Raw genomic sequence first — 14,488 nt, 5'->3', positions numbered from 1 at the left:
GCCGTGGATGACCGCGCCTTGCTGGCCAAACTTGCGAGCGGCCGGCTATCCGGCGATGCGTTGGCGCGCGATGCCGGGTTGACCCGTGCGGCGGTGTGGAAGCGGATCCAGAATCTGCGCGCGGCCGGGGTCGAGATCGAAGGGCGGGCCGGGGACGGCTACCGCCTGGCGGCGCCGCTGGACCTGCTGGACGACGCGCGCATTCGTGCGGCGATGGCGGCCGATGCGCTGGCAGGCCTGGCTGCGCTGGAGATCGCCTGGACCCTGGAATCCACCAACACCAGCTTGCTGGCGCGCCCGGCGCCGGCGCAGGGCGTGGCGGTGCTGCTGGCCGAGCGGCAGACCGGCGGGCGCGGCCGGCGTGGGCGTCAATGGACCTCGCCACTGGGTGCGCACATCTATCTGTCGGCCTCGCGCCGTTTCAGCGGCGGATTGGGCCAGCTGGCCGGGCTCAGCCTGGCCGTGGGCGTGGCGGTGGCCGAGGCCCTGCGCGGTTGTGGCTTTGCCGATGTCGGGTTGAAGTGGCCCAACGATCTGCTGGCGCGCGAGCGCAAGCTGGGCGGCCTGCTGATCGAAGGCGGCGGAGAAATGGCCGGCAACGCGCGCGCGGTGATCGGGTTGGGTTTGAACGTGCATATGCCGGCGGCAGCGGCCGCTGCGATCGACCAACCGTGGGTGGATCTGGATACGCTGGCCGGCCACGCGGTGTCGCGCGATACCGTGGTGGCCGCAGTGTTGTCGGCGCTGCTGCCGGCGCTGGAACTGTTCGAGGCGCAGGGGCTGGCTCCGTTCCTGGGCCGCTATGCGGCCTTGGATGTCCTGAGCGGCCGCGCGGTGCAGGTCGAGGAGGCCGGCACCCGGCATCACGGCATTGCGCTTGGCCTGGCAGCCGACGGCGCGTTGCGGGTGCAACTGGGCGAGACGGTGCGGCTGTTCCACTCCGGAGAAGTGAGCGTGAGACCTGCATGAGCGAGTGGTTGTTCGACCTGGGAAATTCGCGGTTCAAGTACGCACCGCTGCAGGGCGACCGCGCCGGCGACGTGCAGGCCTGGCCGCATGGTGCCGAGGCGATGGACGCGGCCGCGTTGTCGGCCTTGCCCACCGGACGCATCGCGCACGTGGCCAGCGTGGCTGCGCCGGCGTTGACGCAGCGCATGCTCGGCTGCCTGCGCGAGCGTTTCGAACAGGTGCGCATCGTGCGGACCGCGGCCGAGTGCGCCGGCATCCGCATCGCCTATGCAGACCCGGGCCGCTTCGGGGTCGATCGCTTCCTGGCTCTGCTGGGCGCACGCGGCGACGCACCGGTGCTGGTGGCCGGCGTGGGCACCGCGCTGACCATCGATGTGCTCGGCGCCGATGGGCAGCACCACGGCGGCCGTATCGCCGCCTCGCCGACCACCATGCGCGAGGCGCTGCATGCGCGCGCGGTGCAGTTGCCGGCCAGTGGCGGGACCTATGTCGAGCTGGCCGACGACACCGACGATGCGCTGACCTCCGGCTGCGATGGCGCGGCGGTGGCGCTGATCGAGCGCAGCCTGCAGCACGCGCAACGCAGTCTGGGCGTACCGGTGCGGCTGCTGGTGCACGGGGGGGGCGCGCCGCCGCTGCTGCCGTTGTTGCCCGATGCCAGCTTCCGCGCCGCGCTGGTGCTGGACGGGCTGGCGACCTGGGCGAGGTCTGCGTCGGCACCTTGAACGGTGGGCCATGCGATCGTGCGGCCACGCGGCGGGCGCGGCCGGGAGACGGAATCGGTCGGCAGCGCTCGTACACTGCGCCCCCACTACCTGGCATGGGCAGCAAGCCGACCAGCGCTCGCCGGTTGTGACTGCCCGCGCTTAGAATCCATCGCATGTATGTCCGCGCACTCATCGTCGTCCTGATCGTCCTCAATGCCGGTGTGGCCTTGTGGTGGGCGTTGCAGCCGGCACCGGCAGCGGTGGCGGCACCGCCGCAGCCGGCCGGTGTGGCGCGCCTGGAAGTGCTGCCGAGCACTGCGGCAGCATCGCCAGGCGAGGCGAGCGAGGCAGGCATGGGCCCGGCAGCTGCGGTCACCGCACCATCGGATGCACCTGCACCTGCACCTGCACCGACTGAGACACCGACGGCAGCAGCGGCAGCGTCTTCTTCGATAGATGCGGCCGCCGCGAAGGTGGCCGCAACGTCGCAGACGTCGGCACAGGTTCCACCACCAACCAAGGTCGCTCCAACACCGAACGAGGTTGCGGCAGTGGCGATCAAACCATCGCCAGCGGTACCTACTCCCGCCGCTGCGCCGGAGCGTTGCGCCAGCCTGGGGCCGTATGCGGCGCGCGCCGATGCCGATGCGGCGCTGGCACGCCTGCGTGGCCAGGCCACGCGCACCCGCGTGCGCGAGGACAAGGACGCCGGGGTCAGTACGTTCCGGGTGATGCTGCCCAATGTCGGCGATCGTGCAGCGGCGCAAGCCTTGGTCAAGCGCATCGCCGCCGCCGGCATGGGCGACTATTACGTGATTGCCCAGGGCGAGAACAACACCATCGCGCTGGGGCAGTACCAGAGTCGCGAGCGTGCAGAGCGACGGCAGGCCAGCCTGGTCGGTGCAGGGTTTCCGGCGCAGTTGCTGCCCAGCGGCACCGGGCAATCGCGCTGGTGGATCGATGTGCGCAGCACGGCTGCGATCGGCACATTGCAAGGCACCGCAGGTGCAACGCGTCAGCGGTCGCTAGATTGCGCCGCGCTGCGCTAGAATGCGCACCGGCGCGCAACGCGCCTGCCTTTGCCGGCATAGCTCAGTTGGTAGAGCAACCGCCTTGTAAGCGGTAGGTCCCCAGTTCGAATCCGGGTGCCGGCACCACGAAGGTTCTTGGTTCAACCTGTAGACGCACGGGTCGCATGAAATTGACTGCGCCATGGGGCAGCGTCTCCAGACCGCGTCTTGCGCGGTTTGATCGGCCGAAAACAGCTATCTTCCCGCAGCCCGCCAATCACAGCGCGCCAGTCGCTGTTGCCTGCGCGCAGGACGCGCAGCGACTCAGGCCGGGCGACCGGCCGACAGCAGTTCCAGCGTGGCCTGGTCGGCATCGGTGGCGTCGACGCGCAGGCGTTCGGCCAGAGCGGCAACGACGATGGCGTGGGCCTGGCGGAGCACGCTGTCCGCATCGGCGCTGGCATCCACGACGTGCTTTCCCGGCAACTGCAACTGCGCAAAGATGCTGCGGCAGCGTTCCAAGTTGTCCTGGGTTTCGAAGTGATTGGGTGCATCGCCGCGGGCGCGGATACGCGCCAGGCCGGTGGGCGGGGGCAGGTCGAGCAGCAGCAGCACGTCCGGGCGCGGCGCGAAGGCGTTGCGCTCCAGCAGATCGTCCAGCGGCAGGCCGGCGGCGCCCTGGTAGGCGACCATCGAGGGGAAATAGCGGTCCAGGATCACGATGTCGCCGCGTGCCAGCGCTGGTGCGATCAGGGTGTCCACGTGTTCGTGGCGGTCGCGGATCAGCAGCTCGGCTTCTTCGTCGGCGCTGAGGCGGCCGGTGGCGGCGGACTGGCGCAGCTGGGTGCCCCAGGGGCCGTTGGTCGGCTCCTTGCTCAGCACCACGCGCGCGCCGGCCGCTTCCAGCGTGGTGGCCAGGCTGCGGGCGAGGGTGGTCTTGCCGGCGCCGTCGATGCCTTCGATCGCGATCAGCAGACCGCCGGGCTTCAGTTCGATTGTCATCGCGCTACTTTATCCGATCGTGGTGCTGGATCAGCACCTGGCATTGGCGCGGACGTCGCCCTGCAGCGGCCGATCCCGGCGCATCGGGTCTGCGCTGCGCGTCACCGATGGCACCGCCGCTGCCGCGCGTCGATGCCTGTGCGAGATGGCTTGACGACCGTCATGTCCAACGCAGTGCCGGGCATGCACAACAACCGCATCACGACCGCCGCTTGCAGGCGCTGCCGGCTGCTGGCGCTATTGCATATGCCGTATGACCGGTATGTCCTGCGCGATGTCGGGAACGTCCCGATGCCCTGATTTCTGGCTGCGCGGCATACTGAACAAGTCAGGCAAAGCACCCGAATGTATGACGTCCGCGTTGCGTGCCTGGCAACAAGGAAGATGGACGCGTCGCCGTCACCCTAGAGGCGGCATCCCCCGCGTGACGCCCTCTCAGGCACCGTCGTGACCGGATTCCTTGTTTTTCTCGCGCACCGACCACGTCGGCAATGCCACGTACGCGCCCGCTCAGCTGGTCGCCGAGGTGTAACGATAGGACAGCAGCGACTTCACCAGGAACGTGATCTGGGTGGCCGAGCGTGCGTCCACGCGCATGACCGGGATGCGGAAGCCTTCGGCCACCAGCGCATCGCGGAACGGCGGCAGCAAAAAGTCCTGCATTTCGTCGGTCATGGTGATGCCCACCGCCAGGCTTGCCGCAGGTGCGATCTGCGAAAACTCGCGCAGCAAGGCCACGGTGGCATCGCGCATCTGCGGATCGCGCGCGCTGACCAGCACGATCACGCCCAACGCGCCGTCGCACACCAGCGGCCACATGAAATCCAGGTACTTCTGCCCGGGCACGCCGTAGACGTGCAGCAACTCGCCGTCTTCCAGTTCGATCGAGCTGTAGTCCAATGCGACCGTGGTGTAGGTCTTGTCGCCGTAGGCATCCTGGCTGAGCGGCATCTCGGTGCTGACCGGCTCCACGTCGGAGATGGCGCGCACGGCGGTGGTCTTGCCGGCGCCCATGCCGCCAACGAACACCAGTTTGTTGGCCGGAAGACTCATGACTGCGCCTGAAAGAGAGAGAGGCCAAAGCGACGTGCGACCCAGGAGAAAAACCGGGAGTTGCTGCTGTCCGGACGGGGCTGCGTTGCAGGCACGGGAATCTCCGCAGTCTGGGCAAGGCCGCTGGCGAGTGCAGCGGCGAACAGGCATTCCACCGTTTGCAGCGGCAGCTTGCAAGCATTGGCCAGCGCCTGCGGGCGCCACGGGCGCGCATGCAGGTGGGCAATGGCAAGCAGCTGCGCCGGCGAACTGGTCTCGGCACTCAGCTCCGGCCATTGCCGCAACCGCAGCGCATGGCTGGGTTCGACCGCCGGCAGCGCGGGGCGCAGGTGCTCGGGCAGGGCGAAGTACAGCGCTTCGAAGGAAATACGTTGGCTCAGTGCGCTACCGGCGGTGTCCGGCGCAACCTGCCAGCCGGGGCGATCCAGGGCCGCCAGCAGCTCGGTCAAGGCGATGCCGGCGGGGAGCTGCACGCAGCTGTCGGCCGGGTCCACGCGCACCTGCAAATGTCCGTTGCGCAGCAGCACCGCAGCGGTGCCGAATTCGCCGCGGCAATGGCGGACCAGCAAGGCCGGCTCGGCGACCTGCGCATGATCGGAGGACGACAGCAACAGGCGCATCTGCTCGTTGAGTTCGCGCACGGTGGCGCCGTGCTTGAGCCATGCGCCGCCGACCGGTGTCCGCGACACCACCAGCACACGCACGGGTTGCCCTTGCAAGGCCTGCCAGGCGGCCAGGCCGTCGGGGCTTTCCAGCCCCAGCACCACCACCTCGGCGGCGTGTTGCGGCCATTGCCCCAACTGCACGTCGATGCGCTCGGCCAGCAGCAACGAGCACGCCAGTTTCAGGCGCGTGGTGTGCAGCAGGTCCAGGCCGGCCGTGGCGACCCGCATGGTGTGAATGGGTGAGGTCATGACAGGGCGCCGCGTCGGCGCGTAGCAAGTACGGTGGCTGCCGGTACGGACCGGCAGGCCGGGCAGGCGACGCGTGCGCGCCGCCTGGTTGGCATCAACCGAAGTCCAGGGTCTTCTCGAATGCCTTGAGCTCATGACGGGCCATGGCCAGATTGGCCTTGGCGCGATCCAGCACGACGTACAGGAACAAGGTGCCGTTGCTCTCCAGCGGGCGCAGCAGGTGGTATTGACGCGCCAGGGTGATCAGGATGTCTTCGATGGCGTCGTTGAGGCCGAGCTGCTCGGCGATACGGCGCTTGGCACGCACCACCTCGGTGTTGCCGGCTGCGGCAAGTTCCAGGTTGAGATCGGTGCCGCCGGTCATGCCCAGCGCCATGCCGCTGTCGCTATCGACCAGGGCAGCGCCGACGAAGCCGGCGATCGAATGCAGGTGTTCCAAATTGAGTTTTGACACGGGTCGTCCTTACGAGCGGTGAGAAATTCAGTGCACTGGCACAAGCACGAACAGTGCCAAACGCTCAGTCGGCCGGCTGCGCCAGCGCTGTCGCCAGTCGGCCGGCGCAGTCGCGTGCGTTGAACAGCAGCGCTGCGGCATTGAGATCGCTGCTGCCCACCGCGGTGAGCGTCAGCGGTTTGTCGGCGCGAATGCGGATCAGCACCAGCTGCCCGCCGCGCGTACTGATGGTGGCGTAGTCGGCTTCGCTCAGACTGGATTCGCGTGCCAGGGTCTCGCCCAGGGTCAGGAACGAATTGGCCATCGCTGCCAGCCGGCGACCGTCCACATCCAGGCTGGATTGTTCGGCGATGGCGCGCCCGTCGGCAGTGGACAGCATCAGCAGACGGATGCCCGGCTCGCGCTCGATGGTCTGCGCGAACTCGCGCCCGATGCGCTGCAGATCGTATTGGTGCGACGCCCGCGCGACCTCGCCCACGGCAGCCTTGACGACCTGGTTGACGGCGTTATGCGGCATGAAATCCTCCCCTGTACGAAACCCGCTGCGCGATGAAAGACCTTGTCGATGACACCGGATCCCGCGCTGGCGGGCGAACAGTAGCATCGGCACCTTCCGTCATCGTCATAGCACCCTCAATCTCTTAACTGTGCGGTCAGACAAGCACAGTCCGCAAAGCGCAGATACGCCACAAACTGCCCAACCACGTCACTTCAAGCAGCCATCAGACCGCGGTCGCCGCCGCCAAGCGGGCGCGGCCGATGCACTGCCAGTGCTCCGGCCTGACTGCAACGCGCCTGTACCGCGGTGTTGCGCCTGCCATCCGTACCGGTCCGACCATTGCCCGCTACGCACTATCGGCCGCACTTTCGATTGCTGCAGTGGCAAATGCGATTGCGTGATCGGTGACGCAGGCCGGACGTCGTGCTGCGCTGCCGCGCGTCAGCGCACGAGCCGGCGACTAGACTGCAGCGCTTTCTCGATGCTGGAGCAATGCATGGCGACGCAGTACCTGCCGGTTTCCCTGATTGGCGTTCCCACCGACATCGGTGCCGGCCACCGTGGTGCGCGGATGGGGCCGGAGGCGTTGCGCATCGCCGGGCTGCAGGAGGCTTTGATCGGCCGCGGCGTGGAGGTGCACGACCTGGGCAACCTGGATGGCCCGCGCAATCCCTGGCAGGCCCCGCAGGCCGGCTACCGGCATCTGGACGAGGTGGTGGCCTGGAACCAGGCGCTGATGGAGGCCAGCTATGCGCAGCTGCGCGCCGGCCGCATGCCGGTCATGCTCGGTGGCGACCACTGCCTGGGCATCGGTTCGATCACCGCGGTGGCCAAGTACTGCCGCGAGCAGCAACGCCCGCTGCGGGTGCTGTGGCTGGATGCGCACTCGGACTTCAATACCAGCGAGGTGACGCCGTCGGGCAATGTGCACGGCATGCCGGTGGCCTGCCTGTGCGGGCTGGGCCCGCAGGCGTTGACGCATCTGGGCGGCAGCGCACCGGCGTTGCTGCCCGAGCAGGTGCGGCAGATCGGCATCCGCTCGGTGGACCCGGAGGAGAAGCGCCTGATCAAGCAGCACCGCATCGATGTCTACGACATGCGCTACATCGACGAGGCCGGCATGAAGCGCACCATGGAAACCGCCCTGCAGGGCATGAGTGATGACACCCATCTGCATGTGAGCTTCGACGTGGATTTCCTGGACCCGAGCATCGCACCGGGCGTGGGCACCACCGTGCCGGGTGGGCCCAACTACCGCGAGGCGCAGCTGGTGATGGAGATGATCGCCGACACCGGGCGCATGGGGTCGCTGGACATCGTCGAGCTCAATCCGGTCCTGGACAACCGCAACGCCACCGCCGAGCTGGCGGTGGATCTGGTCGAGAGCCTGTTCGGCAAGTCAACACTGATGCGAGATTGATCGATCGCTGAACGCAGCACGCCGCGTTCACATCAAATCCACGGCCGCGCAGTCAGATTTGTCGCCAGACACGGTGCGTCTGCACCGAACGCAGAACTGAGGAAGACCGATGAAGCGACTGCTGACACTGATGGTACTGGGCCTGTTTTCGGCCGGCGTGATGACTGGCTGCAACACCATGGCCGGCGCCGGCAAGGACATGCAGGGTGCAGGCGAGAAGGTCGAAAAGAAGGCCGACAACTGCAGCGACGGTAAGTGCTGATCCTTGCGTTTTGAACCCTAGTTGTTTGATTTGATTGATCTGCGGCAAGCCGCCGCTTTACCCACGAAGGAGTCTGTTATGAAGCGTGCAATTGTGCTGCTGGTGCTGTCGGTGTTGTCGGTCGGTATGCTGTCGGGTTGCAACACCGTCGCAGGTGCCGGCAAGGACGTGCAGGGCGCTGGCGAGAAGGTGGAAGACGCTGCGCGCAAGTAATCTAGCGCTGCATGCAGAAAAAACGGGCCGCAAGGCCCGTTTTTTTTGCCTGATGCCTTACGCAGGCAGGGCAGCGCGGCGACGCATCTGGGCATGCGACGGCGCGGACATACGTAGAACTGTGCCGCAAGCGTCGGCAACTGTTCAGTGCGGTGAGTGCGGATTTGACGGCTTTTGATCTGCGGCGAACGGCGCCATGGGCAACCTGCGTAGACGGTCAATCGCGGCCGCAGCAGCGGAGTCGACGCAATGAACACTGACATCATTTCCGGCAAGTGGACCCAGCTCAAGGGCAAGGCGCAGGCCAAGTGGGGCGACCTCACCGACGACGATTTCAAGGTTGCCGAGGGCAACGCCGAATATCTGCAGGGTAAGTTGCAGGAGCGCTACGGCTGGGATCGCGACCGCGCCCAGACCGAGGTGCGCGCCTTCGAAAAATCGTTGCGCGACGACACCTGACGGTGCCGCGCAACCGCGCCCACCCGCCGTGGTGAGCGCAACTGCACAGGACGGGCCGCTCGATGCGGCCCGTCTTGCGTCTGCCGCCGCTGCCGGTAGCGGCAGGTACAAGGCACCGTCTCGTTCATGCCAGGGGCACGGAACCGCTAAACTTGCGTGCTGACTCCCTGGCCTTACGCAGATGACCACTCGCGTCCTTACCGGCATCACCACTTCCGGCACCCCGCATCTGGGCAATTACGTCGGCGCGATCCGCCCGGCCATCCAGGCCAGTACGGCTGCCGATACGGAAAGCTTCTACTTCCTGGCCGACCTGCACAGCCTGATCAAGGCGCAGGACCCGGCGCGGACGCAGCGCTCCACATTGGAGATCGCCGCCAGCTGGTTGGCCTGCGGCCTGGACCCGGAAACGGTGTGGTTCTATCGCCAGTCCGATGTGCCGGAGACCACCGAGTTGCTGTGGCTGCTGACCTGCGTGGCCGGCAAGGGCATCCTCAACCGTGCGCATGCCTACAAGGCGGCGGTGGACAAGAATCGCGCCGACGGCGAAGACGACGATGCGGGCGTGACCGCCGGCCTGTTCATGTACCCGGTGCTGATGGCCGCAGACATCCTGATCTTCAACGCGCACAAGGTGCCGGTGGGGCGCGACCAGATCCAGCATATCGAGATGGCGCGCGATTTCGCCCAGCGCTTCAACCACGTGTATGGCCGCGACTTTTTCACCCTGCCCGAGGTGGTGATCGACGAACAGGTCTCGACCTTGCCGGGTCTGGACGGCCGCAAGATGAGCAAGAGTTACGGCAACACGATTCCGCTGTTCGCCCCGCGCGAGGAACTGCGCAAGCTGGTGTTCTCCATCCTCACCGATTCGCGCGCGCCCGGCGAAGCCAAGGACACGCAGGGGTCGGCACTGTTCCAGCTGTACCAGGCCTTCGCCACGCCGCAGGAAACGGCGGCCTTTGCGCAGGCTTTTGCCGATGGCATCGGCTGGGGCGACGCCAAGCAGCAGCTGTTCGAGCGTATCGACCAGGAGATCGCACCGCTGCGCACGCGCTACGAGGCGCTGATGGCCGAGCCGGCCAAGATCGAGGCGATCCTGCGCGCTGGTGGCGCACGTCTGCGCGCACGCTACGCCACGCCGTTTTTGGCCGAGCTGCGTGCTGCGGTGGGGCTGCGCGATCTGTCCAGCCAGGGCGATGCGGCTGCGACGCCGGTGGGCGAGAAGAGCGCGCCGCCGGTGTTCAAGCAATACCGCGAGAGCGACGGGCAGTTCTATTTCAAGTTGACCGATGGCGCCGGTGCGTTGTTGCTGCAGAGCGATGGCTTCGCCTCGCCACGCGATGCGGGCCAACTGATTGCGCGGCTGAAGCAGGCCGAGCAAGGCAGCGACCTGCAATTGCCGGGCGTGCATGCGCAGGTGGAGGCGGAGGTGATCCTGGCGGCGCTGCGCGTGTTGCGCGAGGCGTAACGACACTCGTGGAGCCGGTGGCTAGACTGTGGCCTCTCGCATAGCCGTGGGGGGAGCAATGACAGCGACTGCCGATTCCAGCATCCACACCATCGACACCGGCTTTGGCGGTGTGCAGTTCGATGCGGCGTACCTGATCGTCGAGGCGCAACGTGGCGCCTTCGTCGATTGCGGCACTTCGCTGTCGGTGCCGCAGATGCTGGCCGCATTGCAGTCGGCCGGGCTGACGCCGGCGCAGGTCGACTGGCTGATCCTGACCCACGTGCATCTGGATCACGCCGGCGGGGCGGGAGCCTTGCTGCAGCATCTGCCCAATGCGCGGGTGCTGGTGCATCCGCGCGGCGCGCCGCACATGATCGACCCCGCCCGACTGATCGCCGGTGCCACGGCGGTGTACGGCGCGGCGGAAATGGCGCGCAGTTACGGCGCGATCGTGCCGGTGCCGGCCGAGCGCGTGGTGGAAGCGGTCGACGGACAGACCGTGATGCTGGGCGAGCGCGCGCTGCGCACCATCGAGACGCCGGGCCACGCACGCCATCATCTGTGCGTGTGGGATGCGCGTAGCCGCAGCTGGTTCACTGGCGACACCTTCGGCCTGTCGTATCGCCAGCTTGATAGCGCGCAAGGCGCCTTCATCCTGCCGACCTCCTCGCCGGTGCAGTTCGAACCGGAGGCGATGCTGCACTCGATCGCGCGGCTGATGGAGACCGCGCCGCAGGCGATGTATCTCACCCACTACGGCCGGGTCGAATCGCCGGCACCGCTGGCGCAGGCACTGGTCGAGCAGATCCATGCGATGACCGCCATCGCGCTGGACTGCGCGCAGCGTGCGGACCGCCATCGCTGCATGGTGGCGGCGCTGACCGACCTGTATCTGCAACGCGCCCGCCTGCACGGCTGCCGGCTGGATGATGCACGCGTGGCGCAGCTACTGGGCACCGATATCGAACTCAACGCGCAGGGCCTGGCGTGCTGGCTGGATCGCGCGACGCGTACCAATTAGCGCCGCTGGAGTGGGTAACATCCACCCACTCGAACGCTGCAGCGAGTCGTCGCATCGTTCGGCGACAGTCAAAAAGCCGCGTCAGTCGAGTGCGCGCGGTGTCCTCACCGCTTGCGGGACACGCCTTGAATCCGTGCGTGGAGGCGCGGTGGCGGCATCCACGCCGCCACACGGTCCCCGCAATCGGCGAGGACACCGCACCAGAGAGTTGGTCGGCTGCTTTTGAAAGCTTGTTGCTCGGCTAGTGGTAGTAGCTGAGACGTTTTAAGTTGCGTGTTGACGCCTGTCCGCCGCTCGGCTTGTGATCGAAAGATGGTGAGGCGCTAATCGAACGCACAAGTGATCCGACCGGCGCAGGTCATGCACCGCTTTTAACCATGCACACCGACCATCCCGACGGGTCCTTGTCCGCTCACCGTCGCGGGACCTTACGCGGCAAGGATGCCGCGTAAGAGCCTACAAGGACGTACTTGCGGCGTGTCCCGCGATGGTGGGCGGGCAAGGGCCTTGCAGCCAAGCCGCAGATCCGCCGCCCTGCAACCGATCTATCCGCACTGCACAGGCTCCGGAAAACAATGCCAAAACAATCGAGACCTTGACCCGTAGCCGCGTTTAGACGCGAAAAAAAGTCTCGGTTCAAAAAGCCCAGTGAGTCGAAAGCGCGATGCCATCACCACGCGCATGACATTCCGTACATCCCCATGCAGCTCCGTGACAGCATCCATGCAGCCCAAGGGGCCTGCTAGAAAGGAAGACATCGCGCCTGCCAGCGCGGGTCAAAGCGCTCCCGTGGCGGCCGCGCGCTTGTAAACTGTGTGTCATCTATCTGTTGCAAGGCCATGCCGTGAATCCGATGCGCATCCTGTTGTTGTCCGCCTGCCTATTCGTGGGGGGCGTGGCGCAGGCCGCCAACGATCTGCCCGGTGGCGGCATCGATGCCGAAGCGTTGTCGCGGCATGTGCGCCTGCTGGCCTCGGACGAGTTCGAGGGCCGTGCGCCGGCCAGTGCCGGCGAGCAGCGCACGGTCGATTACCTGGTCGAGCAGTTCAAGGCTGGCGGCCTGCAGCCGGGTGGCGAGCAGGGCGGTTGGACCCAGGCGGTGCCGTTGGTGCGCGCCCAGGTCGATGGCCCGGTGCGCGCCAGCCTGCGTGTCGGCGGCAAGAGCCAGACGCTGGTCAATGGCACCGATGTGACCCTGCAGAGCCTGCGTCCGCAGGACGCGGTGCGCTTGAAGCATGCACCGCTGGTGTTCGTGGGCTACGGCATCAGTGCGCCGGAGCGGCAGTGGGACGACTACAAGGGCGTGGACCTGCGCGGCAAGATCGCGGTGGTGCTGATCAACGATGCCGACTTCGAATCCAGCCAGCCTGGCGCCTTCGATGGCAAGGCGGTGACCTACTACGGCCGCTGGACCTACAAGTACGAAGAGGCCGCGCGTCGTGGTGCCGCCGGCGTGTTGATCGTGCACGAGACCGCGCCGGCCGCGTACGGCTGGGCGACGGTGCAGAGTTCGGGCCTATCGCCGTTGTTCGATATCGAACGCAGCGATGCCGATGCGAAGGCGCAGCATGTGCCGGTGCGTGGCTGGATGCAGCAGGCGTTGGCGGTGTCGCTGTTCCAGCGCGCCGGGCTGGATTTTGCGCAGGCCAAGCAGCGCGCGCAGCAGCGCGACTTCGCCCCGGTGGCATTGGGCGATGCGACGCTGTCGGTGGACTTCAAGCTCAAGCGCGAGCGCGTGGTCACGCACAACGTGGTGGCCAAGCTCACCGGCAGCCAGCATCCGGACGAGACGGTGATCTTCTCCGCGCACTGGGATGCGTTCGGCGTTGGCAAGGCCGATGCCGGCGGCGACACGGTGCGGCGTGGCGCGGTGGACAACGCCACCGGCGTGGCCAGCGTGCTGGAACTGGCGCGCGTGTTCGCGGCCGGCCCCAAGCCGCAGCGCACGCTGTATTTCATCGCGTTGACGGCAGAAGAGAAGGGCCTGCTCGGCGCCAACTATTACGCCGCGCATCCGCTGGCGCCGCTGGACAAGACCGTGGCGGTACTCAACATGGAGATGTTCAGCCCGGATGGCCCCACCCGCGATATCGCCTCGTGGGGACGCGGACGGGTGTCGCTGGAAGGCGATCTGGAAACCGCCGCCAAGGCGCGCGGCCGCAGCTATTCGCCGGACCCGAATCTGGAAGCGGGCTTCTTCTACCGCGCCGACCATTTCGCCTTTGCGCGCATGGGCGTGCCGGCGATCACCGCCGGTCCCGGGCTGGACATGCTCGACGGCGGCGTGGCGGCCGGCAAGGCGCTGCGCGACAAGTATTTTGCCGAGTGCTATCACCAGCCCTGCGATCGCTGGACCCCGCAATGGGATGCCAGCGGCCACGCGGCCGACACCACCCTGGTCTACGATGTCGGCGTGGCGCTGGCCAACGGCCGGCAGTGGCCGAGCTGGCAGGACGGTTCGGAGTTCAAGGCGATCCGCGCCAGCAGCGACGCCGCGCGCAAGTAGGGCCGGTGGTATGCAAACGCCTGCTGCTTTCGAGCCCGGGCGTCGGGCGATCGGCGAGGCGAACGTCAGTGCATCCGGCCATTGCGTGGCGGTTGGTCGAGCCGGCTTGCGGCGACCGCGCCGCCTATTTGCGGCACGGGTAGCGCTTGGCCAACGCCTGCACGATCAACGCAGGTGCGGCCTCGTCCAGGCGCGCATCGGGTAGCGCGCCGATATCGCTGATGATCGCCTGCATGTCCGGCGGGCCGCTCTTGCCGGCCGGCATGCACCATTGCGTGCGGTAACTGCTGCTGGCGACGCCGAGCAGGTAAGCGCCGGCGCGGTTTGCCGAGAGCATGACCTTGAGCTCGGTTTGTTCGGGCGCGATCTCCGGCGCCAACGAACCGTCCAGCCCGGCCTCGAGGAGTTTGCGCCCGCTGGGCTCCCAGGGTTCGGGTACGCGTGCCAATGCGCTGGCCGATAGCACGGTCAGGGCGGCCAACATCAACCAGGGGACGCGACGCTGCATATGCACTCCGGGCCGGGGATCAATGCGCACCATACCGC

Annotated in this window: 16 protein-coding genes and 1 tRNA gene; 11 read left to right on the top strand and 6 right to left on the bottom strand. The window is 67.1% G+C overall.

What is annotated here, in order from left to right; all coding sequences use genetic code 11:
- Positions 1-3: 3 nt before the first annotated feature.
- From birA to ABQ137_RS18795, 4 genes are all read left to right on the top strand, one after another.
- Positions 4-969, top strand: coding sequence for a bifunctional biotin--[acetyl-CoA-carboxylase] ligase/biotin operon repressor BirA (gene birA, locus ABQ137_RS18810; protein WP_065033459.1), 966 nt, complete (start codon positions 4-6; stop codon positions 967-969).
- Entirely contained in the window at positions 966-1,694 is a 729-nt protein-coding gene (locus ABQ137_RS18805) for a type III pantothenate kinase (protein ID WP_039524746.1), read from the top strand. The genes birA and ABQ137_RS18805 overlap by 4 nt, the downstream gene beginning before the upstream one ends.
- Before the next feature lie 155 nt (positions 1,695-1,849).
- Positions 1,850-2,725, top strand: a complete 876-nt coding sequence (locus ABQ137_RS18800) for an SPOR domain-containing protein (protein ID WP_349783354.1) — start codon at positions 1,850-1,852, stop codon at positions 2,723-2,725.
- A 32-nt stretch (positions 2,726-2,757) separates the two neighbouring features.
- Positions 2,758-2,833: transfer RNA gene (locus ABQ137_RS18795), tRNA-Thr, on the top strand.
- Between the two features lie 177 nt (positions 2,834-3,010).
- Here the strand turns inward: ABQ137_RS18795 and tmk are convergent.
- The 5 genes from tmk to ABQ137_RS18770 all read right to left on the bottom strand — a co-directional run bounded on the left by tmk (position 3,011) and on the right by ABQ137_RS18770 (position 6,626).
- Complete coding sequence (tmk, locus tag ABQ137_RS18790) at positions 3,011-3,688, bottom strand: dTMP kinase (RefSeq protein WP_016904521.1); 678 nt, start codon at positions 3,686-3,688, stop codon at positions 3,011-3,013.
- A gap of 510 nt (positions 3,689-4,198) precedes the next feature.
- Positions 4,199-4,741, bottom strand: coding sequence for a GTP-binding protein (locus ABQ137_RS18785; protein WP_016904520.1), 543 nt, complete (start codon positions 4,739-4,741; stop codon positions 4,199-4,201).
- On the bottom strand, positions 4,738-5,655 hold the full coding sequence (locus tag ABQ137_RS18780; protein WP_065033461.1) for a hypothetical protein: 918 nt from the start codon (positions 5,653-5,655) through the stop codon (positions 4,738-4,740). The genes ABQ137_RS18785 and ABQ137_RS18780 overlap by 4 nt, the downstream gene beginning before the upstream one ends.
- Positions 5,656-5,749: 94 nt before the next feature.
- On the bottom strand, positions 5,750-6,109 hold the full coding sequence (locus tag ABQ137_RS18775) for a roadblock/LC7 domain-containing protein (protein WP_184520039.1): 360 nt from the start codon (positions 6,107-6,109) through the stop codon (positions 5,750-5,752).
- Between the two features lie 64 nt (positions 6,110-6,173).
- A complete protein-coding gene (locus tag ABQ137_RS18770) occupies positions 6,174-6,626 on the bottom strand; it encodes a roadblock/LC7 domain-containing protein (protein ID WP_054591235.1) in 453 nt (150 codons plus the stop codon).
- A 478-nt stretch (positions 6,627-7,104) separates the two neighbouring features.
- On the opposite strand from ABQ137_RS18770, the gene rocF reads away from it, so the two are divergent.
- From rocF to ABQ137_RS18735, 7 genes are all read left to right on the top strand, one after another.
- The gene (gene rocF / locus ABQ137_RS18765; RefSeq protein ID WP_046346094.1) at positions 7,105-8,028 is read left to right on the top strand and encodes an arginase; all 924 of its coding nucleotides are present in this window, start codon (positions 7,105-7,107) and stop codon (positions 8,026-8,028) included.
- Positions 8,029-8,137: 109 nt separating this feature from the next.
- A complete protein-coding gene (locus ABQ137_RS18760; protein ID WP_006451340.1) occupies positions 8,138-8,290 on the top strand; it encodes an entericidin A/B family lipoprotein in 153 nt (50 codons plus the stop codon).
- Positions 8,291-8,368: 78 nt separating this feature from the next.
- Entirely contained in the window at positions 8,369-8,503 is a 135-nt protein-coding gene (locus ABQ137_RS18755) for an entericidin A/B family lipoprotein (protein WP_016904515.1), read from the top strand.
- Between the two features lie 249 nt (positions 8,504-8,752).
- Positions 8,753-8,962 carry a CsbD family protein gene (locus tag ABQ137_RS18750; RefSeq protein WP_016904514.1) on the top strand — a complete coding sequence of 70 codons (210 nt, stop codon included), beginning with the start codon at positions 8,753-8,755 and terminating at the stop codon, positions 8,960-8,962.
- A 181-nt stretch (positions 8,963-9,143) separates the two neighbouring features.
- Positions 9,144-10,433, top strand: a complete 1,290-nt coding sequence (locus ABQ137_RS18745) for a tryptophan--tRNA ligase (protein ID WP_349783353.1) — start codon at positions 9,144-9,146, stop codon at positions 10,431-10,433.
- 58 nt (positions 10,434-10,491) lie between these two features.
- A complete protein-coding gene (locus ABQ137_RS18740) occupies positions 10,492-11,436 on the top strand; it encodes an MBL fold metallo-hydrolase (RefSeq protein WP_349783352.1) in 945 nt (314 codons plus the stop codon).
- An 853-nt stretch (positions 11,437-12,289) separates the two neighbouring features.
- A complete protein-coding gene (locus ABQ137_RS18735; protein WP_065048491.1) occupies positions 12,290-13,942 on the top strand; it encodes a M28 family metallopeptidase in 1,653 nt (550 codons plus the stop codon).
- Positions 13,943-14,066: 124 nt separating this feature from the next.
- Here ABQ137_RS18735 and ABQ137_RS18730 read toward each other — a convergent pair whose 3' ends face one another.
- The gene (locus ABQ137_RS18730) at positions 14,067-14,483 is read right to left on the bottom strand and encodes a Rap1a/Tai family immunity protein (protein WP_046344903.1); all 417 of its coding nucleotides are present in this window, start codon (positions 14,481-14,483) and stop codon (positions 14,067-14,069) included.
- Positions 14,484-14,488: the final 5 nt, after the last annotated feature.

It is taken from the genome of Xanthomonas sp. WHRI 8393 (assembly GCF_040203315.1).
Lineage (GTDB): Bacteria > Pseudomonadota > Gammaproteobacteria > Xanthomonadales > Xanthomonadaceae > Xanthomonas > Xanthomonas arboricola.
The sequence above is the reverse complement of the archived record's forward strand: the minus strand, read 5'-3'. Positions and strand labels throughout refer to the sequence as shown.

Excerpts from the sequence above, each read along its gene's own strand:
- ABQ137_RS18805 (WP_039524746.1), top strand. The coding sequence starts at position 966 with ATGAGCGAGTGGTTGTTCGACCTGGGAAATTCGCGGTTCAAGTACGCA.
- ABQ137_RS18800 (WP_349783354.1), top strand. The coding sequence starts at position 1,850 with ATGTATGTCCGCGCACTCATCGTCGTCCTGATCGTCCTCAATGCCGGT.
- tmk (WP_016904521.1), bottom strand. The coding sequence starts at position 3,688 with ATGACAATCGAACTGAAGCCCGGCGGTCTGCTGATCGCGATCGAAGGC.
- ABQ137_RS18785 (WP_016904520.1), bottom strand. The coding sequence starts at position 4,741 with ATGAGTCTTCCGGCCAACAAACTGGTGTTCGTTGGCGGCATGGGCGCC.
- ABQ137_RS18780 (WP_065033461.1), bottom strand. The coding sequence starts at position 5,655 with ATGACCTCACCCATTCACACCATGCGGGTCGCCACGGCCGGCCTGGAC.
- ABQ137_RS18770 (WP_054591235.1), bottom strand. The coding sequence starts at position 6,626 with ATGCCGCATAACGCCGTCAACCAGGTCGTCAAGGCTGCCGTGGGCGAG.
- rocF (WP_046346094.1), top strand. The coding sequence starts at position 7,105 with ATGGCGACGCAGTACCTGCCGGTTTCCCTGATTGGCGTTCCCACCGAC.
- ABQ137_RS18760 (WP_006451340.1), top strand. The coding sequence starts at position 8,138 with ATGAAGCGACTGCTGACACTGATGGTACTGGGCCTGTTTTCGGCCGGC.
- ABQ137_RS18755 (WP_016904515.1), top strand. The coding sequence starts at position 8,369 with ATGAAGCGTGCAATTGTGCTGCTGGTGCTGTCGGTGTTGTCGGTCGGT.
- ABQ137_RS18750 (WP_016904514.1), top strand. The coding sequence starts at position 8,753 with ATGAACACTGACATCATTTCCGGCAAGTGGACCCAGCTCAAGGGCAAG.
- ABQ137_RS18745 (WP_349783353.1), top strand. The coding sequence starts at position 9,144 with ATGACCACTCGCGTCCTTACCGGCATCACCACTTCCGGCACCCCGCAT.
- ABQ137_RS18740 (WP_349783352.1), top strand. The coding sequence starts at position 10,492 with ATGACAGCGACTGCCGATTCCAGCATCCACACCATCGACACCGGCTTT.
- ABQ137_RS18735 (WP_065048491.1), top strand. The coding sequence starts at position 12,290 with ATGCGCATCCTGTTGTTGTCCGCCTGCCTATTCGTGGGGGGCGTGGCG.
- ABQ137_RS18730 (WP_046344903.1), bottom strand. The coding sequence starts at position 14,483 with ATGGTGCGCATTGATCCCCGGCCCGGAGTGCATATGCAGCGTCGCGTC.